This window comes from Hydrocarboniphaga sp. (genome assembly GCF_965279055.1).
GTDB lineage: Bacteria > Pseudomonadota > Gammaproteobacteria > Nevskiales > Nevskiaceae > Hydrocarboniphaga.
In genome coordinates this window covers 4,420,830-4,441,028 of the sequence record NZ_OZ257125.1, presented here as the reverse complement: position 1 = coordinate 4,441,028, position 20,199 = coordinate 4,420,830, and the positions used below count along the sequence as shown (strand labels likewise).

Sequence of the window (20,199 nt, the reverse complement as noted above, 5' to 3'; positions counted from 1 at the left end):
GATACATGAAGAAGCGGTGGATGGGAGTTTTGCTGGCACTGGCCAGTGCAGCGGTGTCGATGTCGGCTCAGGCCGCCAAAGGCGATCTGCTTTTCAAGCTGAAGAACAAAACCTCGGCAGCCTTGACCGAGTTTTATGCCTCGCCGCCGGGCACCGAGGACTGGGAAGAGGACATTCTCGGCCAGGACGTGCTCGAGCCCGGTGAAAGCGTCAAGATCACCATCGGCGATCGTCGCGAGGATTGCCGGTATGACCTGAAAGGCGTGTTCGAGGACGGTGAGGCGGTCGAGCAGCGCAAGGTCGACTTGTGCGACACCGAGGTCTACGAGTTCACCGAGTAGCGGGCACTGAACGTCGGTCGGCAAGGGAGTGCCGGCCTACCGTCGGGCGTCGCCGCCACGGCCAGCGCCGACGCGATCAGCGCGAGCAGTACTACAGCAGCTGCAGTGCCGCCACCGCCGCGCCGCAAATCAGCAGGAACGGAAGCGAGAACGCGTGCAGCACGCGCATGCCGCCGGGCGCGCCCGACAGGCGCAGCGCGATCAGGTTGGCCAGCGAGCCGATGAACAGGCCGAAGCCGCCGACGCTGACGCCGGCGGCCAGCGCCGGCAGATCGTGCACCAGCGGCGCCAGCAGGATCGCCGCCGGCACGTTGCTGACCAGCTGCGAACTCAGCAGCGCGGCGAGATAGCCATTGAGACCGCTGGCGATCGGCAACGACGCCAGCCAGGCCGCCACCGCCGGCAGCGACGCCAGCAGGCGCATGTCGACGAACATCAGCGCGATGATCGGCAGCAGGCTCCAGTCCACCTGGCCAAGCACGCGGCGATGCGCGATGACGAACACCAGCGCGACGATCGCCAGCGCCGGCCACAGCAGGCCGAAGTTCAGCGCCAGCACGAACGGTGCGAACAACCCGGCCGAAGTCCACAGCAGGCGCTTTTGTGGCGGCGTCTGCGGCTCGCCGCCGCGCAGCGACACGGTCGCATCCGGTAGCGCGAACCAGGCCACCGGCAACAACAGCGCCAGCATGATCGCCACCGCCGGCAGCATCATCACCACGAACTCGCCGAAGCCCATGTGCGAGAACTGCCACAGGAACAGGTTCTGCGGATTGCCGATCGGCGTCAGCGCCGAGCCGGCGTTCACCGCCAGCGCCTCCAGCGCGACGATGCGCGCCAGCGGCAGCTCGGCCTGCTGCGCCAGTGCGCGCGTCAGCGGCACCAGCAGGAACAGGCAGACGTCGTTGGTGACCACCGCCGACAGCGCCGCGGCCAGCGCGGTCAGCATCAGTGCCAGCGCACGCAGGCGGGTCACGCGCTCGAGTACCCGGCGCGCCAGGGCCTGCAGCGCGCCGCTGCTTTCGATGCCCTTGGTCAGCATCAGCAGGCCGGCGAGTGCGGCGATGGTCTGCCAGTCGATCAGCCGCGCGACCGCCAGCGGCGGCTGCGGGCGCAGCGCCAGCAGCAGGATCGCGGCGACGGCCAGCGTCAGCAGCAGCCAGTCATCGCGCAGGACTCGGGACAGGGTTTTTCTCATGCGGAGGCGAATCGTCGCATACCGCCAAGGGTTCCACCCGAACCCCGGGATGGCGGATTCAGGCTTGCGTCAATCCGCCGCCACCGCATGCGCCGCGCCGCGAGGCCGCCGCGTGAACCACACCAGGCCGGCGACGGCGAAGCTGATCCAGCCGCAGATCCAGAAGAAATCCAGCGCCGACATCAGATACGCCTGGCCAGTCATCGTGCGGGTCAGCGCGCCGACCGCCTGCTGATCGTTCAGGCCCAGGCCGTTGAGCCCGGTGACCGCCTGCTGCAGGCGCGGATCGTAAATGCTCGTGGCCTCGGCGAGCCGCGTCTGGTGCAGCGCCGCGTGGCGATCCCAGAACGTGGTGACGATCGAGGTCGCGAACGCGCCCGCGGTGATGCGCAGAAAGTTGGACAGGCCCGAGGCCGCCGGGATTTTGTTGTCCGGCACGCCGTCGAGCAGGATGGTCAGCATCGCGACGAAGAACATCGACATGCCGATGCCCTGCACCAGCAGCGGAATCATGTACGTCAGGTAGCTCGCGTCGGCGGTGTAGCCAGCGCGCATGAAGTACGAAATGCCGAAGATGATGAACGCGGCCATGCCGAACAGGCGCGGATCGAAGCGGCCGATGTTCTTGCCCACCAGCGGCGACAGCAGCACGGCGACCACGCCGCTGGGTGCGGCGACCAGGCCGGCCCAGGTCGCGGTATAGCCGAGCCAGGTCTGCATCCACAGCGGCTGCAGCACCACCGAGCCGAAGAACAGCGCATAGCCGACACAGAACGCGAGCACGCCGAAACTGAAGTTGCGGTTCTTGAACAGGCTCAGGTCGATGATCGGGTTCTTCTCGCCGAGTTCCCAGATGATGAAGGCGACGAAACCGACCGCGGCGACGATCGCCTCGACCACGATCGCGCTCGACGCGAACCAGTCATGATCCTTGCCGGTGTCGAGCATGATCTGCAACGCACCGACCCAGACCACCAGCAGGCCAAGGCCGACGCTGTCGATCGGAATCTGCCGCGTCGGTGTCTCGCGACCCTTGAGCCCGCTCCAGCAGATCGCCGCGCAGAACAGGCCCACCGGCACGTTGATCAGGAAGATCCACGGCCAGGAATAGTTGTCGGAAATATGGCCGCCGAGTATCGGCCCGCAGATCGGCGCGACCAGGGTCGTCATCGACCAGATCGCCAGCGCCGTGCCTTTCTTGTGTGGCGGGAAAATCGACATCAGCAGGGCCTGCGATCCGGGAATCATCGGCCCCGACACCGCGCCCTGCAGCACGCGAAACATGATCAGCGACGACAGGCTCCAGGCGACGCCGCACAGGAACGAGGCGATGGTGAACGCGAGCACCGACAGCACGAATACGCGCACCACGCCGAAGCGCTGCATCAGCCAGCCGGTCAGCGGCACCGAGATGCCGTTGGCGACCGCGAACGAGGTGATCACCCAGGTGCCCTGATCGCTGGACACGCCCAGGTTGCCGGAGATCGTCGGAATCGACACGTTGGCGATCGTGGTGTCGAGCACCTGCATGAACGTGCCGACGGCCAGCGCGGTCGCCACCAGCGCATGCGAGCCCTTGACCGGCGGCAATGCCGGCGGCGCGCCCGCAGCTGCATTGCTACCGGCGCCGCTCATTGGCTGCGGCCGGCCGCATCGACCGCCAGGCCGGCGTTGTCGGCGATGATCCTGGCGATCTTCGCGTCGATCTCGTCGTTATGGTCTTCCGACATCACCGTGCGCTGCGGCTGCGCCCGCACGGTGGAGGCGACCAGCGAGCCGGAGGTGTCGTGCAGATCGACTTCGACTTTCATCGACAGGCCGACGCGCAGCGGATGCGCGGCCAGCTCCTGCGGATCGAGCGCGATGCGCACCGGCACGCGCTGCACGATCTTGATCCAGTTGCCGCTGGCGTTCTGCGCCGGCAGCAGGGCGAAGGCGCTGCCGCTGCCGGCGCCGAGGCCGGCGATCTTGCCGTGATAGGTGACGTCGCCGCCGTAAAGATCGGCATGCAGCTCCACCGGCTGGCCGATGCGCATGCTCGGCAGCTGCACTTCCTTGAAGTTGGCGTCGACCCAGGCCTGGTCCAGCGGCACCACCGCGAGCAGCGGCGTGCCCGGCGCGATGCGCGAGCCGATCTGCACGCCGCGGCGCGCGACCACGCCAGCGACCGGCGCATTGATCCTGGTGCGCTTCAGCGACAGCGCCACTTCACGCACCTTGGCCGCGGCCGCGAGCACCTGCGGATTGCTTTCGATCTGCGTGCCGCTGATCTGCGCCTGCGTCGTCACCAGGCTTTCGTTGCTGACGTTCAGCGCGGCGCTGAGGCTGGCAACCTGGTCCTTGGCATGCTGCAGTTCCTCGGCCGAGACGCTGCCGTCGCCGGCCGACATCTGCCGGCGCTTGAGGTCGGACTGTGCGGCACTCAGTGCAACCTGGCGCTCGCGAATCTGCGCCTTGATGCCGTCGGCCTGCGAGAACACGCCGCGCACGCTGCGCACGCTGCGCGCGAGTTCGGCTTCGGCCGAGGCCATCGCCACTTCCGCGTCGGCGGGATCGAGTTCGAGCAGAGCCTGGCCGCGTTCGACGTGCTGGGTGTCGTCGACATGTACCGCGATCACGGTGCCGGCGACCTCGGAGGTGATCTGCACCAGATCGCTTGCGACGTAGGCGTCGTCGGTGCCTTCGAAGAACCTCGCGTGCGTGTACCAGTAGATGCCGTAGCCGACGAGCGCGGCGACGACGACGATGCCGAGCACGATCAGCCGGCCGCGGCGCTTGTTGTTGTTCGGCGCAGCAGCAGGCGCGGCCGCGGGATTTTGAGGGGTCTGATTCATGATTGCGCTCCGGAACCGGCGGCGGCGGAAGTAGGGGAAGTAGCGTTATCGGTATTGATCGCGGCGCTGTCGGACGGCGGCTCGAAGCTGCCGCCCAGCGTCAGCAGCAAGGTCACGCGCGAGATCACCAGATTGGCGTTGATGCTGATCATGTTGGCGCGCAGGCCGAGCAACTGCGTCTCGGCATTGAGCACGGTGAGCTGCGAACTCAGGCCGGACTGGTAGCGGCTTTTCGCCAGGTCGTAGGCAGCCTGCGCTGCGCTCAGGCTCTGCGCCGATTCGCCATGCTGGCGCATCAGCGAGTCGCCGCGGCTGAGCGCGTCGGAGACATCGCGCACCGCGCCGAGCACGGTGTCGTTGTACTGCGACACCGCGCCGTCGATCTCCGCGGTCGCGCCGATGTAGCCGGCCTCGAGCCGGTGCGCGTCGAAGATCGGCAGATGGATCGCCGGGCCGGCGCCATAGGCGGCGCTGTTGGAATCCAGCAGCTTGTCCAGGCCGACAGCCTGAAAGCCGGCGAAGGCGCGCAGGCTGATGTCCGGATAGAACGCGGCTTTGGCGGCGGCGCGATCGGCGGTGGCCGCGTCGATGCGCGTCTTCGCCGCGATCACGTCGGGTCTGTGCGCCAGCAGATCCATCGGCAGCGCGTCGGGCAGCGGCAGTGCCGCGTCGAGCTTCAGCTGCGGGCGCTGGATCTTGTCGTACCAGTCGGCGCCGTGGCCGGCGAGCGCGGCCAGGCGATGCACGGCGACGTCGCGCTGGTTTTCGGCCATCAGCCTTGCGAGCCGCGCCTGCGGCAGCATCGCCTCGGCATTCTTCACTTCCACATTGGTATCGAGCCCGGCGCGCACGCGGCTCTGCGCCAGCTGCAGCAGCGAGGCGCGCTGTGTCTCGGCGTCGGCGGCGACATCGGCGAGTTCGTAGGCGCGATACAGGTCGACATAGGCCTGCGCGATCGAGCCGGCCAGCGCGAGCCTGGCGCTGGCGCGATCGAGTTCGGCTGCGTAAGCCTGCATTTTCGCCGCCTGCAGCAGGCTCGCCTGGCGGCCCCAGAAATCCAGGTCCCAGCCCAGGTTCAGGCCGAGTTCGCCGATCCAGTAGACGCCACCGCCACCGGCGCCGAAGCCGACGGATTTGGGTGGCGCCGTGTAATTCTCGGACAGGCGCTGGCGCGTTTCATTGCCGTCCAGCGACAGCTGCGGCTGGCTGCCGGCACCGGCGGCGAGTGCCTGCGCCTGCGCGCGGCGCACCCGCGAGATCGCCTCGTCCAGCGTCGGGTTGCGCGCCATCGCCTCCTCGATCAGCGAGTCCAGCTGCGGATCGCCGAAGCCCTTCCACCACTGCTGATCGACCGCGAGCATGCGTTGCTGCGACAGGCCGAGCTGCTGCGCGTCGACCGCCTTGATCGCCGGCTCGGTCTTGGGCACCGCGGCGCAGCCGGCCGCCAGCAGCATCGCGGCAGGCGCCAGCACGGTCGCCATGGTCTTGAGTGTTTGCATCAGGATTCTCCGGCGCCGGTTGCCGCCTGCAAGGTGTCGATGAGCTTGGTCAGCAGACGCGACAGTTCGTTGAATTCGGTTTTGCTGAAGCCGGCCAGCGCGGTGTTCAGGCGCTCGACGACGATCGGTGTCAGCTGGTCGGTGATACGCGTGCCGGCTGCCGTCAGCGCCAGGCGCACCACGCGGCGGTCTTCCTTGCTGCGCAGGCGCGAGACGTAGCCGCGTTCCTCGAGCTGGTCGATCATCCGCGTCAGCGCGCCGGTGTCGTGGCGCAGCGCGCGGCACAGATCGCTGGCTGTGACTTCCTTGCCTTCCTTGAGGCGGATCATCACCACCCACTGCACGAACGACAGATCGTGGCCGGCAAAGGCCTCGGTGGCGCGGTCGACCATCAGCAGATGGGCGAGCTTGACCAGGTAACCGATGCTCTTGCCGGAGCTGAAACTCTTGACGTCGTAATGCTGGGCCATCTGAATTAGCTGCCTAGGCAGATATTGACGCGGCAGATACTGATCCTGCAGAAACTGCCTGTCAAGATTTTTTCAGAGGGCTCCCGGCAAGGGGCAGGGCTGCAGCCGGTGGTGTGCTCCGGTGCCGCGCCGGCGAGCCGGCGCTGATCAGGCCGCGGCGGACTCAGGCTCGCGGACCAGATAGAGCCGTGCCATCAGGCTCACGAACAGCAGCACCCACATGCCGTTGAACGTGATCACCGCGCCCAGGTCGGCGCCGGTGTCGCGGTAGGTGCGGATCTCCCAGACCATGTAGAAGGTCATCGCGTAGGCCATCATGCCGCTCATGAACGTGGCCAGCGCGCGGTAGCCGGGATGCCGCTGGCGGCCGCGCAGGAACACGATCAGCGACAACAGGTAGAACCAGCCGAAGAAGTAGGTATCGAACTCGTTGACCATCTGCAGCCAGATCGGAATGTTCGAATACAGCGGCTCGACCTGGGTGTAGGCCAGCCAGCCGCGCCCGGCCCAGCTTGCGGCGCACGGTCCGTCGGCGCCCAGTGCCAGCCCGTCCCAGCCGCAGCCCAGCAGGAACAGTGGGGTGTAGACCAGGGACGTGAACCCGGCCAGTGCGAACAGCAGCATCAGAAAGCGGTCGAGCCAGCGCGCCATGTCGGTTTCCCCGTGGTTTTGATGCAGCGTGATCGGGAGCCGGCATCGGCGCGTAGTCCGTGCGGGGGATGAACCGCGGGGGCGGCTGCGGGAGACTGCTGGCATGAGCCCGGATGCCGCCGAAACCGCCGTCGTGCCCGCCGCCACGCCGGGCCGTGTTGGCCGGCCGCCGCGCGTCAACCTGCAGCTGATTCTCGACGCGGCGCTGGAAATCGGCCTGGACCGGGTCAGCTTGCCGATGGTCGCCGAGCGGCTCGGCGTCGGCTCGTCGACGCTGTACCGCCACGTGCGCAATCGCGACGAGCTGCTGCGGCTGGCCACGGTCAGGCTGGCGATGGAACGGCGGCTGCCGAGCGCGGCCGATCTGCACTGGTCGCAGCTCGCCGCGCGCTACGCCGAAAACCTGTTCGAATCGCTGGCGCGCGAACCGCTGGTGATCCAGGAGCTGATGCGCGGCCGGCTGGGGCCGGACATCGAGGTCGATTACCTGGAGCCGTTTCTGGCGGCGATGCACCAGCACGGCTTCTCGCCCGCCGAAGGCCTGCATCTGTTTCGCGCGATCGGCATGCTGACGGTCGGTGCCGCGGTCGCGGCGACCGCGCAGCGTGCCCGTGCCGATGCGGGTGACGAGCAGGACGCCTTCGTGCGCGCGCTGGCGGACCGCGCCGCCGACGAGTTACCGCTGATACGCGCGGCGGTTGCGGCGCAGGTGGATCTGGGTTCCGGCGACTGGAAGCGGCTGTTGCAGCATCTGCTCGCCGGTGTCGCACAAACGCGCGGCGAAACGCTACCCCCGCCACTGTAGGAGCGGACCCTGTCCGCGACTGTGCCCCCGGAGCCTCAGTCGCGGCCAAGGCCGCTCCTACAGGTTCACCTCATTGCCGGGGTACTTATTTCGGATGATGTAAGCCCGCCGCAGCCATCAGAGGATGCTGACGACCCAGCATCTTTCGATACGAATACGAGCCCGGCGCAGCGGTACACCGCCAGGGCTCACGCGATGAGGAGAACGGTATGAAGCGTGGAATCCGCCTGAGCGGCTGTGTGGCCCTGATCGCCGGCTTGCTGTTGCCGATCACGGCAAGCCTGGCCAAGGTCACGCCCGAAAAGGCCGCCGAACTCGATGGCCCGCGGCTGACCTGCGGCGGCGCCGAGCGCGCCGGCAGCGCCACCGGCGTCGCCGAATACACCGGCAAATACGTCGGCAAATGGCCGGGCATGAAGGGCCCCAGCGGCTACGAGCCCGGCCCTTATGCCGACGAGAAGCCCAAGTTCACGATCACCGCCGCCAACATGGCGCAGTACGCCGCCAATCTGACCGAAGGCCAGAAGGCGATGCTGAAGAAGTATCCGAACTACAAGGTCAACGTCTATCCCAGCCATCGCGACTTCGGCTTCCCGTCCTGGGTCTGCGATACCTCGAAGAAGAACGCGGTCAGCGCCGAGCTGGTCGACGACGGCCGGGGCGCCACCGGCACCGGCGGCGCCTCGTCGTTCCCGATTCCGCAAAGCGGCCTGGAAGTGATCTGGAACACCACGACCTCGTTCCGGCCCAGCACCGAGAAAGCGGTCTGTGATATCGCCAACGTGTACGCCAACGGCAGCGTCGCCTGGGGTCGCAACAAGTTCATGACCTACAACCTGATGAACGATCCCGCCAAGCGCCTGCAGTTTGTGGATCAGCGCATCAATGCGTATTTCTACACCGGCTACTCGCTGCCGGAACGCGACAAGGGCTATGTCGCGGTCGGTTTCCAGCCGAACAATTTCGCCAAGGATCACACCCAGGCCTGGCAGTACCTGCCCGGCACGCGGCGCGTGCGCCAGGCGCCGGAAATCGGCTTCGACTACCCGGTGCCCCCGGCCGGCGCACGCACCATCGACGACGACTACGGCTTCAACGGCTCGCCGGAACGCTACACCTGGAAACTGGTCGGCAAGAAAGAAATCTACGTGCCGTATCACAACTTCAAGATCAACGATCCGGCGCTGAAGTATTCCGACATCATCAAGCCGAACGTGCCCAACCCGGACTACATCCGCTACGAAATGCATCGCGTGTGGGTGCTCGAGGCGACGTTGAAGGAAGGCGTGCGCCACATCTACAAAAAGCGCCAGATCTACGTCGATGAGGACAACTGGCAGGTGCTGTGGGCCGACAACTACGACGGCCGCGACCAGCTGTGGCGCATCTCGATGATCACCTATCACTACTCGCAGGAATCCGCGAGTTTCCACCGCGGCGCCTCGTTCTACATGGACCTGACCGCCGGTGCCTACGAAGCGGGTTATCTGGTCAACGAGCGCGGCAACGACTGGTGGCGCATCAACACGCCGATGTCGGCTTCGCTGTTCACGCCGGAAGCGGCAGGCCGCGCCGGTCACTGAGTCGGGGGTTCGACCATGAATGCTGCTACCGATATGCCGATGCAGGCCGATGCGATCCGCGCGGTGTTCGATCGCGTCAAGGCGATGGCGCCGGCGCTGGTCGACACCACGGCCGAGCAGCGCATCGCCAAGATTCAGCGTCTGATGAAGACGATGATGAAATATCGCGAGCAGATTTATGAAACCGGCAGGCTCGAACGTGGCCTGACGCCGCCGGACATGGACGGCGAGCTGGTGATGCTGAAGTTCGAGGCCGATTTCATCGCCAAGAACCTGCGTGACTGGATGACGCCCAAGCCGGCGCCGGCCTCGCTGATGACCCTCGGCAAAAAGTGCTACGTGCGCTACGAGCCCAAGGGCACGGTGCTGGTGCTGCCGAGCTGGAATGCGCCCTATGTGATCGGTTTTCTGCCGGTGCTCGGCGCGATCGCCGGCGGCAACAGCATCATCATCAAGCCCAGCGAGCTGTCGCCGCATTCCTCCGCGCTATGCGCGAAGATCGTCAAGGAGGCGTTCCCCGACGGCGAGCTGAGCCTGATAGAAGGCGGCGCCGAAGCCGCGCAGGCGCTGCTCGCCTGCCCGTTCAATCACATCTTCTACATCGGCAACAACCACGTCGGCCGCATCGTCATGAAAGCGGCGGCGGATCATTTTGCCTCCGTCACGCTGGAGATGGGCGGCAAGAATCCGAGCATCATCGACGTCAGTGCCGACGTCGAGGACGCGGCACTGAAGACCAGCTGGGGCCGCATGTGCAACGCCGGCCAGGCCTGCATCGCGCCGGATTACGTGCTGGTGCACGAGTCGGTCGCGCATCGCTACACCGCTGCGCTGGTGCGGGAAATCAGCGCGATGTACAACCCGCGCGGCAGCGGCTTCGAAAACAACCCCGAGTTTCCGCGCATCATCAACGCGCGTCACTTCGAGCGCATCAAGGGCCTGATCGACGATGCGCGCGCCAAGGGTGCGACGTTCGAAATCGGCGGCGACTATCGCGCCGAGGATCGCTACATCGCGCCGACCGTGGTCACCGGCGTGACCGAGGACATGCGGCTGATGAAGGAAGAAATCTTCGGGCCGGTGATCGCGATCGTGCCGTACCGCGATCGCCAGGAAGTGATCTCGTATATCGCGGCTCGCGACAAGCCGCTGGCGCTGTATGTGTTCTCGAAGGATAAAGAGGCGACCGAGTTTTTCATCCGCCACACGACCTCGGGCAGTAGCGTGGTCAATCACAATGTCGTGCAGTCGGGCACCAATCCGCATCTGCCGTTCGGCGGCGTGAATTCCAGCGGCATCGGCCGCATGGTCGGCTTCGCAACGTTCAACGAGTGCTCGAACGCGCGCGCGATCGTCGAGGAAGGGCCGCCGCTGCAGGACCCGCGCGAGATGTTTCCGCCGCTGACGGACAAGTACAAGAAGCAGCTGTCGGGGCTGGTCACCGCCGAGAAGCCGATCCCGTCGTTTGTCGTGCCGATGATCACGGCCGTGATCAAGCTTCGCTCCCTGTTCTTTCCGAAGCACTGAGCTAAGGCTGCGCTTCCCGATCGGCGGCAGTCAAAAGCGCCGCGCTCGACCTGTAGGAGCGGACCCTGTCCGCGACTCACACTCCGACGGCGCAGTCGCGGACAGGGTCCGCTCCTACAGGTTCGGATACTTCGCTGTACCGGGTTCCAGGGTGTGCCTTCTTCGGCCACGCGGGCGAGGCCTGCAAACCCGCAGAGCACAACAACACGACAGCGACAGCCAGCACCGCTCGCTCACGACAGATTCAGACACACCGCCCCATTCTGAAACCATGGATGGCGCGATCCCCGAACTGCGAGCGACGAACGCCGAAACGACCGAAGCGGCCCAAACCGCCGCGCGCGCCGCCGGCCTGCGCTACGTTTCCGATCGCGACCCCGGTATCACCCGCATCAAGACCAAGGCCGGTTTCCGCTACCTCGATGCCCGAACCAGAAAACCGGTAAAGGACGACGACACGATCGCGCGCATCATCCAGCTCGCGATCCCGCCGGCATATAAAGACGTCTGGATTTGCGCCCAGCCAAAAGGTCATCTGCAGGCCACCGGGATCGACGCCCGCGGCCGCAAGCAATACCGCTATCACGCGCAATGGCGCGCCGCGCGCGACGGCAGCAAGTTCGAACGCATGATCGAGTTCGGCGAGGCGCTGCCGAAGCTGCGCCGCAAAATAAAGCGCGATCTGGCGTTGCCAGGCCTGCCGCGCGACAAGGTGCTCGCGGTGCTCGCCGCGCTGCTGGATTCGACGCTGATTCGCGTCGGCAACGTCGAGTACGCGCGCAGCAACCAGAGCTTCGGCCTGACCACCTTGCGTGACCGGCATGTGCAGTTCGTCCGCGATGGCCGCGCGATGTTCCGCTTCCGTGCCAAGGGCGGGGTCGATCGCGAAGTCGTAATCAGTGACAAGCGCCTGGCGCGCATCGTCCGTGCCTGCCGGCAGATTCCGGGGCAGCAGCTGTTCCAGTATCTGGACGACGACGGCCAGCGTCACGGCGTCGATTCCGGCCAGCTCAACGACTACCTTCGTACCGCGCTCGGTGCCAGGGACGGCGACGAAGGTTTCACCGCAAAAGACTTCCGCACCTGGGGCGGAACCCTGCGTGCGATCGCGCTGATGGGCTGCACGCCGCTGCCTGCGGTCGCCAGCGAACGCGCGCTGACCACGTGCATCGTCTGCGCGATCAAGCAGGTGGCGAGCGAGCTGGGCAATACGCCGGCGGTCTGCAAGAAGTCCTACATCAACCCGGTGGTGTTCGAGGCCTGGCGCGCCGGCCACCTGCACCGGGTGATACGCGAGGACCTGCGCCACGCGCCGCGCAGGGCCGAGCAGCTGGCACTGAGTTTTCTGAAGCAGCAGGCGCGCCGCAGTGCAAAGAAGTGAAATACGGATGCCGCTGGCGCGAGCGCATGAAACGATCGGTCAGCGGGGCTCAGCTGGTTAAGGCGGACTCCCCGCGGAACCGATGAATCCGGGATTCAAGTGGAGTCGCGCAGATCGGCGGTCGCGGACGGGGTCCGCTCCTACAAGGGCGTGATGGATGCGTGTAGGAGCGGACCCTGTCCGCGACCGGGCAAGCGGGTCACTTCAACGCGTCGCGGACCCATCCGGCGCGCGCTGCGCCACGTTCAGCGATCCGCCGGTGGGCCGCGACAAATCCGCGGCGCTTTGCAGGCCGAGCAGAATCAGGGTGGCGGCGGCGATGGCGATCAGGATCGGTTTCATGATGGGTTGCTCGCTCACGAGGCACCGGTCCTGGCGTCCTGGCCGAACAGAATTTTCTTGGCGGCTTCGTCCACGGTCGGTGTCTGGTTGATGCGCTCTGCGAGCTGATATGCGCGAACCGTGCCGGGCCGCGCGGCGATCGCGTGGAACCAACGCGAAAGATGTGGAAAATCTCCCAGATCCTGGCCCTGATTTTCGTGAGGCACGATCCACGGGTAGATCGCCATGTCGGCGATGCTGTAGGCCTCGCCGGCGATGAACGCCCTGTCAGCCAGGCGCCGGTCGAGCACGCCGTAGAGCCGGTTGGTCTCCTTGACGTAGCGCTGGATCGCGTAGGGCAGCTTTTCCGGCGCGTACTGGCTGAAATGATGGTTCTGCCCGGCCATCGGCCCCAGGCCGCCCATCTGCCAGAACAGCCATTGCAGCACTTCATTGCGGCCGCGCAGATCGGCCGGGATGAACTGCCTGCTCTTGTCCGCCAGGTACAGCAGGATCGCGCCGGACTCGAACAAGGAGATCGGTGCGCCGCCGTCGGCCGGCGCCTGATCGACGATCGCCGGAATGCGGTTGTTCGGCGCGATGCTCAGGAACTCGGGCCTGAACTGCTCGCCGCGGCCGATATGCACCGGCAGCAGGCGATAGTCCAGCGCGCTTTCCTCGAGGAATAGCGTGATCTTGTGGCCGTTGGGCGTGGTCCAGTAGTACAGGTCGATCATGGCGCGGCGCTTTGCGGCAGGTAGGTGGTGTTGAACGAGCTCCAGCTGGCCAAAGCCCTGGCTTTCTTCGGCGCGTTCGCGGCGGACAAGGCCAGGCGCTGTTGCTGCTGCGGCGCCGAGACCGCGACCGGCTGATCGTTCAGCGATTTCACCGGCGCCTCGTTCCAGCCGCCGCCGAGTGCCTTGTACAGCGCGATCAGGCCGGTCGCCGATCCGGTGCGGGCCTGCACCAGGCGATCCTGCGCCTCAAGCTGCGAGCGCTCGGCGTCGAGCACGTCGAGGAAGGAGCTGGCGCCGCCATCAAAGCGGATGCGCGCGAGTTCGGCGGCGCGATCGCTGGCGGTGACGCTGTCGCGCAGATGGTCGAGCTGCTCGCGCGAGCGGCCGTAGGCGACCAGCGTGTTCTCGGTCTCTTCCAGCGCGCGCAGCACGGTCTGCTCGTACAGCGCCAAGCTGCCGTCGCGGCGCGCCTTGGTCTGGTCGATGCGTGCCTTGACGCGGCCCAGATCCAGCGCGGCCCAGCTGATGCCCGGGCCGTAGCCCCAGGTTTCGCCGACCGAATGGCCGATCTGGTCGGTATCTTTGACTGCGAATCCGACTTCACCGGTGAAGGTCACGCGCGGGAACAGGTCCGCGGTGGCGACGCCGATGTCGGCGGTGCTCGCGGCGAGGCGACGCTCGACCGACCGCACGTCGGCGCGGCGGCGCAGCAGGTCTTCGGGCCGGCCGATGCTGGTCACGCGCGGCAGTTCCGGCAAGGCCGCAGCCGGGCGCAGCTCGCTTTGCAGCGCGGTTGGCACCTGGCCGCTGAGCACCGACAGACGATGGATGGTGTTCTCGACCGTGGTCTCGATCACCGGAATCGCGGCCAGCGTCGTCGACAGCTGCGCGCGGGCGCGCGACACGTCGAACTCGGTGCCGCCACCGGCGTCGAAACGCGCCTCGGCGTAGCGCACGGTCTCAAGCTGGTTGGCGGCGTTGCGACGCGCCACGTCCAGGCGTTCCTGCGCGCCGCGCAGCTCGAAGTAGTTGCGCGCGACTTCGGCGGCGACGCTGATCTGCGCGTCGTGCAGGTTCGCGGCCAGCGCTTCTTCGCCGGCCTTCACCGATTCGTTGGCGCGACGCACGCGGCCGAACAGGTCGAGCTCCCAGTAGGCGTCGAAGCTGCCGTTGTAGACGCCGTTTTCACGCTGGTCGCGATCGTAGCCCGGCGCCTGCGCCGAGGCTTGCAGCGAGCGCGTGTAGCCGCCCTGCGCGGTGATCGTCGGCAGATAGTCGAAACGCGCCTCGCGACGCAGCGCGCGTGCCTCGTTGAGATTCGCCAGCGCGATGCGCAGATCGTGATTCGCGCCCAGCGAGCGGTCGACCAGCGCGCTGAGTTCGCGATCGTCGAACAGCGTCCAGAACTGCAGCTGCGGATTGGCCGCGTCGTAGACGCCGTCGGTGGCGGCGACGTTCATCGCGCTGTCGCTGTTGCCGACGATCTGCGGCGCCTCGGGCTTCTGGTAGTCCGGTCCGACCGCGCAGGCGGCGAGCAGCGCGCTCAGCAGCGCAGCCGCGGTTTTGGTGTACGGAATCTTGAAATGATTTTTATGCGTGTTCATGGGTTTTTCCCTCATAACGCGGGTAGTCGGTGTAGCCCGACGCGCCGCCCGCATACAGCGTGCTGAAATCGACCTCGTTGAGCGGCGCGCGCAGGCGGAAGCGCTCGACCAGGTCGGGATTGGCGATGTAAGGCTTGCCATAGACGATCGCGTCGGCGAGGCCGGACTCGACGTCGGCTTCGCCGGATTCGCGCGTGTAGCCGCCGTTGAGCAGCAGCGGCACGGTCAGGATGTTGCGCGCGATGCCGGCCAGCTCCAGCTCCTTCGGATCGCTGTGCTGGTTGTGGCGCAGCTCGAAGAAACCGCCGCGACGCTTCTCGAACTGTTCGGCGACATAGCGCACCAGCTCCACCGGATCGGAATCGCTGACGTCGTTGTAGGCCACCAGCGGCGAAATGCGCAGACCGACGCGACCGGCGCCGTAGACGGCGATCGCGGCGTCGACGACTTCGAACAGCAGCCGCGCGCGGTTGGCGATGCTGCCGCCGTATTCGTCCTTGCGGTCGTTGACGCTGTCGCGCAGGAACTGGTCGAGCAGATAACCGTGCGCGCCGTGAATCTGCACCGCGTCGAAACCGGCGCGCTTGGCGTTCTCGGCGCCCTTGCGGAATTGCGCGACGATGCCCGGCAGCTCATCTATGCGCAGACGCCGCGGCGTTGCCTGCGGCTGCTTGCCGGCCAGCGTGTTGATGCCGTCGTCGCGGATCGCGCGGTCGGTGGACGACACCGACTCGACGCCGTCGTTGTTGTACGGATGCGTGGCGCGGCCCGGATGCCAGATCTGCATCGCGATCAGCCCGCCCTTGGCGTGCACCGCATCGGTGACCTTGCGCCAGGCGGCGATCTGCGCGTCGTTGAAGATGCCCGGATCGGTGATGAAGGCCGAGGCGTCGGCGCTGACCATCGAGCACTCGGTGATGATCAGGCCGGCGTCGGCGCGCTGCGTGTAGTGCTCGACCATCAGCTCGCTGGGAACATGGCTGAGGCTGGCGCGCGTGCGCGTCATCGGCGACATCACGATGCGGTTGCGCAGCTGCAGGTCGCCGAGCTTGACGGGGGTGAGGAGTTTGTCGGTCATGGTTTGTTCCTTGTGCAATGGGTCTGAAGTCTTGCGACGCTGTCGATGTAAGACTCCCCGTTCGTCCCGAGTAGCCGCTTGCGGCGTATCGAGGGGCCCGATTCAGCTCGACGTGTCCCTCGATACGCTCACGGCGTGAGCTACTCGGGACGAACGGGGGCGGTTGCGCAATCTGATTCGTCTTTGTTTTACCAGGGGATCGTTTCACCCAGGTGGGTGAAGCTGCCGCTGGCGCCGTCGTCGCCGATCAGGGCCATCTGCACGCTGGTCCTGGCGCCGTCCGGCACCTCCATTTCGCCGCCGCCCTGGTTCATCTCGGTCTTCACATAGCCCGGATGGATCGTGTTGACCTTGATCTTGCTGCCCTTGAGTTCGTAGGCGAGCTGCGCGGTCCAGGCATTCACCGCGGTCTTGGACACGTTGTAGGCCGGCACGAACTTCATGTCGTAGATCGACGAGCCCGGTTCGAGATGCTGGGCGATCGAGCCGAGCAGGCTGGACACGTTGACGATGCGGCCGGCGCCGGACTTGTGCAGCAGCGGCAGCAGCGCGTTGGTGACTTCGACCAGGCCGAACAGGTTGATGTCGAACACCTGGCGCCAGCTCGGCAAGGTCTGCTGGCTGGGCTTTTCGACCTGGTCGCCGAGAATGCCGGCGTTGTTGACCAGGATGTCGAGGCGGCCGTGGCGCTTGCCGATTTCGGCCGCCGCCGCCTGGATGCTCGCCGAGTCGCCGACGTCGAGCTGCAAGGCTTCGGCGTCGAAGCCGGCCTGCTTGATCTGCTGCACCGCCTCGTTGCCCTGCTCGATGCGGCGCGCGCCGACGATCACGTGGACGCCCTGCTGCGCCAGCTGCAGCGCGGTCTGGTAGCCGATACCGCGGTTGCCGCCGGTGACCAGCGCGATTTTCCTGTTGTCCTTGCTCATGGTTTTTTTCCGATTGATTGATTGCGGATTAGTGGGAGTGCAGCGGCTCGGCCGGCGGCAGTGCAGCCGCGGTGGCCTTGCGCTCGCGGCGCTCGACGAAGTGACGTAGCGCGACGTAGAACAGCGGCGTGAAGAACAGGCCAAAGAAGGTCACGCCGATCATGCCGAAGAACACCGCGATGCCCATCGCCTTCTGGATCTCGGCGCCGGCGCCGCTGGCCATTACCAGCGGCAGCACGCCGAAGATGAAGGCGAAGCTGGTCATCAGGATTGGCCGCAGACGCAGGCGGCAGGCTTCCAGCGCGGCTTCCACCGCATTCATGCCCTTGGCCTGCAGATCGCGGGCGAATTCGACGATCAGGATCGAGTTCTTCGCCGACAGGCCGATCAGCACGAACAGGCCGATCTGCGTGAAGATGTTGATCTCCGATTTCATCGCCAGGATGCCCAGCGAGGCGGACAGCAGGGTCATCGGCACGATCAGGATCACCGCCAGCGGCATCGCCAGGCTCTCGTACTGCGCGGCCAGCACCAGGAATACCAGCAGCACGCTCAGCGGGAAGATGAAGGCGAGCGCGCCGGCGCCGTTGCCGACCTGCTGATAAGTGATCTCGGTCCAGTCGAAGGTCACGCCCGGCGGCAGCGTGTCGTGCGCCAGCTGCGTCATGATCTGGATCGCTTCACCCGAGCTGACGCCCGGCGCCGGCGCGCCGGCGATGTCCGCCGACGGATAGCCGTTGTAGCGCTGCACCGTGCTCGGGCCGAAGCTGTTGCGCAGCTTCAGCACGCTGCCCAGCGGCACCATGTCGCCGGCCGCGTTGCGCGTCTTCAGCAGCAGCACGTCTTCGGGCCGGTCGCGATACTGCTCGTCGGCCTGCGCGACCACGCGATAGGTGCGGCCAAAGCGGTTGAAGTCGTTGATGTAGTACGAGCCCAGGTAAGTCTGCAAGGTCTGGAACACGTCGCCGAGCTGTATGCCGAGCCGCTTCGCCTGCACCCGGTCGATGTCCGCGAACAGCTGCGGCGAGTTGATGTCGTAGTTGCTGAACACGTTCATCAGCTTCGGGTTGGCTCGCGCTTTCGCCAGGAAATCCTGGGTCATGTCGTACAGCGCCTTGGGGTCGCCGCCGGTGCGGTCTTCCAGCTGCATCTTGAAGCCGCCTGCCGGGCCGAAGCCCTGAATCGGCGGCGGCGCGATCGTGAAGATCATCGCGTCGTCGATCGCCGACAGTTTCTGGTTCAGGCCGGCCGCGATCGCCGGGCCGCTCAGGCCCTTGCCGCGTTCCTCGAAGGGCTTCAGCGTCCAGAACACGATCGCCGAGTTCGAGTTACGGGTGAAGCCGTTGATCGACAGGCCCGGGAACTGCACCGCGTGAATCACGCCGTCCTGCTTGAGGCCGATTTCGCCGATTTTCTGCACGATTTTTTCAGTGCGTTCGATCGAGGTCGACGGCGGCAGCTGCACGATGGTGATCAGGTAGCCCTTGTCCTGCGCCGGCACGAAGCCTACCGGCGTGGCCTTGAACGCGCCGCCGGCAAAGATCACCAGGCCGACGTAGATCGCAAGACCCACGACGCCGGTGCGGATCAGCCTGCGCACGCCGGTCTGATACTTCGAGCCGGTGGATTCGAACACGCGGTTGAACGGGCGGAACAGCCAGCCGAGGCTGCCGTCGATCAGGCGCTGAAAGCGGTCGGGCTTGTCGTGATGGCCCTGCAGCAGCAGCGCCGCGAGAGCGGGCGACAAGGTCAGCGAGTTGAACGCCGAGATCACCGCGGCAAACGTGATTGTCAACGAGAACTGGCGATAGAACTGGCCGTTGAAGCCCGGCACCAGCGCCGGCGGAATGAACACCGCGCACAACACCAGCGAGATCGCGATGATCGCGCCGCCGACTTCGTCCATCGCGCGATGCGCGGCCTTGTGCGGCGTCAGGCCTTCGGCGATGCCGCGCTCGATGTTCTCGACGACGACGATCGCGTCGTCGACGACAATGCCGACCGCCAGCACCAGGCCGAACAGGGTCAGCGTGTTGAGTGAGAAGCCGAAGATCTGCAAAGCGGCGAGCGTGCCGACGATCGAGATCGGCACCGCGATGATCGGGATCAGCGCGGCGCGCCATTTCTGCAGGAACAGGATCACCACCAGCACCACCAGCAAGGTGGCTTCGAGCAAGGTCTCGATGACTTTCTTGATCGAGTCGCGCACGAACACCGTCGGGTCGTAGACGATCGAGTAGTCGACGCCCTGCGGGAAGCGCGTCTTCAGCTCGGCCATGGTCTTGCGCACGTTGTCGGCCAGTTCCAGCGCGTTCGCGCCGGGCTGCAGGAACACCGGCAGCGCCACCGCGGGCTTGCTGTCGAGCAGGCTGCGCAGCGCGTAGTCGCCGGCGCCCATCTGCAGGCGGGCGACGTCGCGCAGATGGATGATTTCACCATCGGCGCCGGTCTTGATGACGATATCGCCGAACTGTTCCTCGCTCTGCAGGCGACCCTGCGTGTTCACCGGCAGCTGGAACTCGACGCTGTCGCTCATCGGCGCGCCGCCGACGGCACCGGAGGCGACCTGCACGTTCTGCTCGCGCACCGAGTTGATCACGTCGCTGGTGGCGAGGTTGCGCGCGGCCATCTTCTGCGGATCGAGCCAGACGCGCATCGCGTAGTCGCCGGAGCCGAACAGCTGCACGTCGCCGGCGCCGGGCAGGCTGACCAGCTGATCGCGCACCTGCAGCAGCGCGTAGTTGCGCAGGTACAGGCCGTCGTAACGGCCGTCCGGAGAGAACAGGTGAACCACCATCGTCAGGTCGGGCGAGCTCTTGCGTGTGACCACGCCGTAGCTGCGCACTTCCTCGGGCAAGCGCGGCAGCGCCTGGCTGACGCGGTTCTGCACCTGCACCTGGGCGCGATCGATGTCGGCGCCGATGCGGAACACCACGGTGATCTGCAGCGTGCCGTCCTGCTGCGACTGCGAGTTCATGTAGATCATGTCCTCGACGCCGGTGATCTCCTGTTCGAGAGGAGACGAGACCGTGTCGGCGATGATCTGCGGATTGGCGCCCGGATAGCGCGCGGTGACGACCACGGTCGGCGGCGCGACTTCCGGATATTCGGCGATCGGCAGCACGAACGCGGACACCGCGCCGGCGATCAGCAGCAACAGTGACAGAGCGCCGGCGAATATCGGCCGCTCGATGAAGAAATGAATGAATCTCATGACAGTGCTCCCTTGGAAGCAGATCTTGTT

General features: G+C 66.2%; 17 protein-coding genes. 5 read left to right on the top strand and 12 right to left on the bottom strand.

Features of this window, described 5'->3' with window-relative positions; all coding sequences use genetic code 11:
• Nucleotides 1-5: 5 nt before the first annotated feature.
• A complete protein-coding gene (locus ACQZF9_RS19995; RefSeq protein WP_428310726.1) occupies nucleotides 6-341 on the top strand; it encodes a hypothetical protein in 336 nt (111 codons plus the stop codon).
• Nucleotides 342-432: 91 nt separating this feature from the next.
• On the opposite strand, the gene ACQZF9_RS19990 is transcribed toward ACQZF9_RS19995, so the two are convergent.
• The 6 genes from ACQZF9_RS19990 to ACQZF9_RS19965 all read right to left on the bottom strand — a co-directional run bounded on the left by ACQZF9_RS19990 (nucleotide 433) and on the right by ACQZF9_RS19965 (nucleotide 6,993).
• Nucleotides 433-1,539 carry an SLC13 family permease gene (locus ACQZF9_RS19990; protein ID WP_428310725.1) on the bottom strand — a complete coding sequence of 369 codons (1,107 nt, stop codon included), beginning with the start codon at nucleotides 1,537-1,539 and terminating at the stop codon, nucleotides 433-435.
• 69 nt (nucleotides 1,540-1,608) lie between these two features.
• Nucleotides 1,609-3,174, bottom strand: coding sequence for a DHA2 family efflux MFS transporter permease subunit (locus tag ACQZF9_RS19985; RefSeq protein WP_428310724.1), 1,566 nt, complete (start codon nucleotides 3,172-3,174; stop codon nucleotides 1,609-1,611).
• A complete protein-coding gene (locus ACQZF9_RS19980; protein ID WP_428310723.1) occupies nucleotides 3,171-4,373 on the bottom strand; it encodes an HlyD family efflux transporter periplasmic adaptor subunit in 1,203 nt (400 codons plus the stop codon). Before ACQZF9_RS19980 ends, ACQZF9_RS19985 begins: the two co-directional genes overlap by 4 nt.
• On the bottom strand, nucleotides 4,370-5,872 hold the full coding sequence (locus ACQZF9_RS19975; RefSeq protein ID WP_428310722.1) for an efflux transporter outer membrane subunit: 1,503 nt from the start codon (nucleotides 5,870-5,872) through the stop codon (nucleotides 4,370-4,372). The genes ACQZF9_RS19980 and ACQZF9_RS19975 overlap by 4 nt, the downstream gene beginning before the upstream one ends.
• Nucleotides 5,872-6,342 carry a MarR family winged helix-turn-helix transcriptional regulator gene (locus ACQZF9_RS19970; RefSeq protein ID WP_428310721.1) on the bottom strand — a complete coding sequence of 157 codons (471 nt, stop codon included), beginning with the start codon at nucleotides 6,340-6,342 and terminating at the stop codon, nucleotides 5,872-5,874. Before ACQZF9_RS19970 ends, ACQZF9_RS19975 begins: the two co-directional genes overlap by 1 nt.
• 147 nt (nucleotides 6,343-6,489) lie before the next feature.
• Nucleotides 6,490-6,993, bottom strand: coding sequence for a hypothetical protein (locus ACQZF9_RS19965; protein ID WP_428310720.1), 504 nt, complete (start codon nucleotides 6,991-6,993; stop codon nucleotides 6,490-6,492).
• Nucleotides 6,994-7,096: 103 nt separating this feature from the next.
• Between ACQZF9_RS19965 and ACQZF9_RS19960 the strand changes: the two genes are divergently transcribed.
• The 4 genes from ACQZF9_RS19960 (at nucleotide 7,097) to ACQZF9_RS19945 (ending at nucleotide 12,289) form a co-directional block, all read left to right on the top strand.
• A complete protein-coding gene (locus ACQZF9_RS19960) occupies nucleotides 7,097-7,798 on the top strand; it encodes a helix-turn-helix domain-containing protein (protein WP_428310719.1) in 702 nt (233 codons plus the stop codon).
• A 209-nt stretch (nucleotides 7,799-8,007) separates the two neighbouring features.
• A complete protein-coding gene (locus tag ACQZF9_RS19955; protein ID WP_428310718.1) occupies nucleotides 8,008-9,381 on the top strand; it encodes a DUF1329 domain-containing protein in 1,374 nt (457 codons plus the stop codon).
• Nucleotides 9,382-9,396: 15 nt separating this feature from the next.
• Nucleotides 9,397-10,908, top strand: coding sequence for an aldehyde dehydrogenase family protein (locus tag ACQZF9_RS19950; protein WP_428310717.1), 1,512 nt, complete (start codon nucleotides 9,397-9,399; stop codon nucleotides 10,906-10,908).
• A gap of 271 nt (nucleotides 10,909-11,179) precedes the next feature.
• Nucleotides 11,180-12,289, top strand: a complete 1,110-nt coding sequence (locus ACQZF9_RS19945; protein ID WP_428310716.1) for a DNA topoisomerase IB — start codon at nucleotides 11,180-11,182, stop codon at nucleotides 12,287-12,289.
• 204 nt (nucleotides 12,290-12,493) lie between these two features.
• Here ACQZF9_RS19945 and ACQZF9_RS19940 read toward each other — a convergent pair whose 3' ends face one another.
• From ACQZF9_RS19940 to ACQZF9_RS19915, 6 genes are all read right to left on the bottom strand, one after another.
• Nucleotides 12,494-12,631, bottom strand: coding sequence for a hypothetical protein (locus ACQZF9_RS19940; protein ID WP_428310715.1), 138 nt, complete (start codon nucleotides 12,629-12,631; stop codon nucleotides 12,494-12,496).
• A 14-nt stretch (nucleotides 12,632-12,645) separates the two neighbouring features.
• Nucleotides 12,646-13,347: a glutathione binding-like protein gene (locus tag ACQZF9_RS19935; protein WP_428310714.1), complete on the bottom strand. Its 702-nt coding sequence runs from the start codon at nucleotides 13,345-13,347 to the stop codon at nucleotides 12,646-12,648.
• Nucleotides 13,344-14,951, bottom strand: coding sequence for an efflux transporter outer membrane subunit (locus ACQZF9_RS19930; RefSeq protein WP_428310713.1), 1,608 nt, complete (start codon nucleotides 14,949-14,951; stop codon nucleotides 13,344-13,346). Before ACQZF9_RS19930 ends, ACQZF9_RS19935 begins: the two co-directional genes overlap by 4 nt.
• Nucleotides 14,938-16,029: an alkene reductase gene (locus tag ACQZF9_RS19925; RefSeq protein WP_428310712.1), complete on the bottom strand. Its 1,092-nt coding sequence runs from the start codon at nucleotides 16,027-16,029 to the stop codon at nucleotides 14,938-14,940. Before ACQZF9_RS19925 ends, ACQZF9_RS19930 begins: the two co-directional genes overlap by 14 nt.
• 188 nt (nucleotides 16,030-16,217) lie before the next feature.
• Entirely contained in the window at nucleotides 16,218-16,955 is a 738-nt protein-coding gene (locus tag ACQZF9_RS19920; protein WP_428310711.1) for an SDR family oxidoreductase, read from the bottom strand.
• Nucleotides 16,956-16,983: 28 nt separating this feature from the next.
• Nucleotides 16,984-20,169, bottom strand: a complete 3,186-nt coding sequence (locus ACQZF9_RS19915; RefSeq protein WP_428310710.1) for an efflux RND transporter permease subunit — start codon at nucleotides 20,167-20,169, stop codon at nucleotides 16,984-16,986.
• Nucleotides 20,170-20,199: the final 30 nt, after the last annotated feature.

Coding starts and splice junctions, on each gene's coding strand:
- ACQZF9_RS19995 (WP_428310726.1), top strand. CDS start 6: ATGAAGAAGCGGTGGATGGGAGTTTTGCTGGCACTGGCCAGTGCAGCG.
- ACQZF9_RS19920 (WP_428310711.1), bottom strand. CDS start 16,955: ATGAGCAAGGACAACAGGAAAATCGCGCTGGTCACCGGCGGCAACCGC.
- ACQZF9_RS19980 (WP_428310723.1), bottom strand. CDS start 4,373: ATGAATCAGACCCCTCAAAATCCCGCGGCCGCGCCTGCTGCTGCGCCG.
- ACQZF9_RS19955 (WP_428310718.1), top strand. CDS start 8,008: ATGAAGCGTGGAATCCGCCTGAGCGGCTGTGTGGCCCTGATCGCCGGC.
- ACQZF9_RS19970 (WP_428310721.1), bottom strand. CDS start 6,342: ATGGCCCAGCATTACGACGTCAAGAGTTTCAGCTCCGGCAAGAGCATC.
- ACQZF9_RS19985 (WP_428310724.1), bottom strand. CDS start 3,174: ATGAGCGGCGCCGGTAGCAATGCAGCTGCGGGCGCGCCGCCGGCATTG.
- ACQZF9_RS19935 (WP_428310714.1), bottom strand. CDS start 13,347: ATGATCGACCTGTACTACTGGACCACGCCCAACGGCCACAAGATCACG.
- ACQZF9_RS19965 (WP_428310720.1), bottom strand. CDS start 6,993: ATGGCGCGCTGGCTCGACCGCTTTCTGATGCTGCTGTTCGCACTGGCC.
- ACQZF9_RS19915 (WP_428310710.1), bottom strand. CDS start 20,169: ATGAGATTCATTCATTTCTTCATCGAGCGGCCGATATTCGCCGGCGCT.
- ACQZF9_RS19930 (WP_428310713.1), bottom strand. CDS start 14,951: ATGAACACGCATAAAAATCATTTCAAGATTCCGTACACCAAAACCGCG.
- ACQZF9_RS19950 (WP_428310717.1), top strand. CDS start 9,397: ATGAATGCTGCTACCGATATGCCGATGCAGGCCGATGCGATCCGCGCG.
- ACQZF9_RS19975 (WP_428310722.1), bottom strand. CDS start 5,872: ATGCAAACACTCAAGACCATGGCGACCGTGCTGGCGCCTGCCGCGATG.
- ACQZF9_RS19990 (WP_428310725.1), bottom strand. CDS start 1,539: ATGAGAAAAACCCTGTCCCGAGTCCTGCGCGATGACTGGCTGCTGCTG.
- ACQZF9_RS19940 (WP_428310715.1), bottom strand. CDS start 12,631: ATGAAACCGATCCTGATCGCCATCGCCGCCGCCACCCTGATTCTGCTC.
- ACQZF9_RS19960 (WP_428310719.1), top strand. CDS start 7,097: ATGAGCCCGGATGCCGCCGAAACCGCCGTCGTGCCCGCCGCCACGCCG.
- ACQZF9_RS19945 (WP_428310716.1), top strand. CDS start 11,180: ATGGATGGCGCGATCCCCGAACTGCGAGCGACGAACGCCGAAACGACC.
- ACQZF9_RS19925 (WP_428310712.1), bottom strand. CDS start 16,029: ATGACCGACAAACTCCTCACCCCCGTCAAGCTCGGCGACCTGCAGCTG.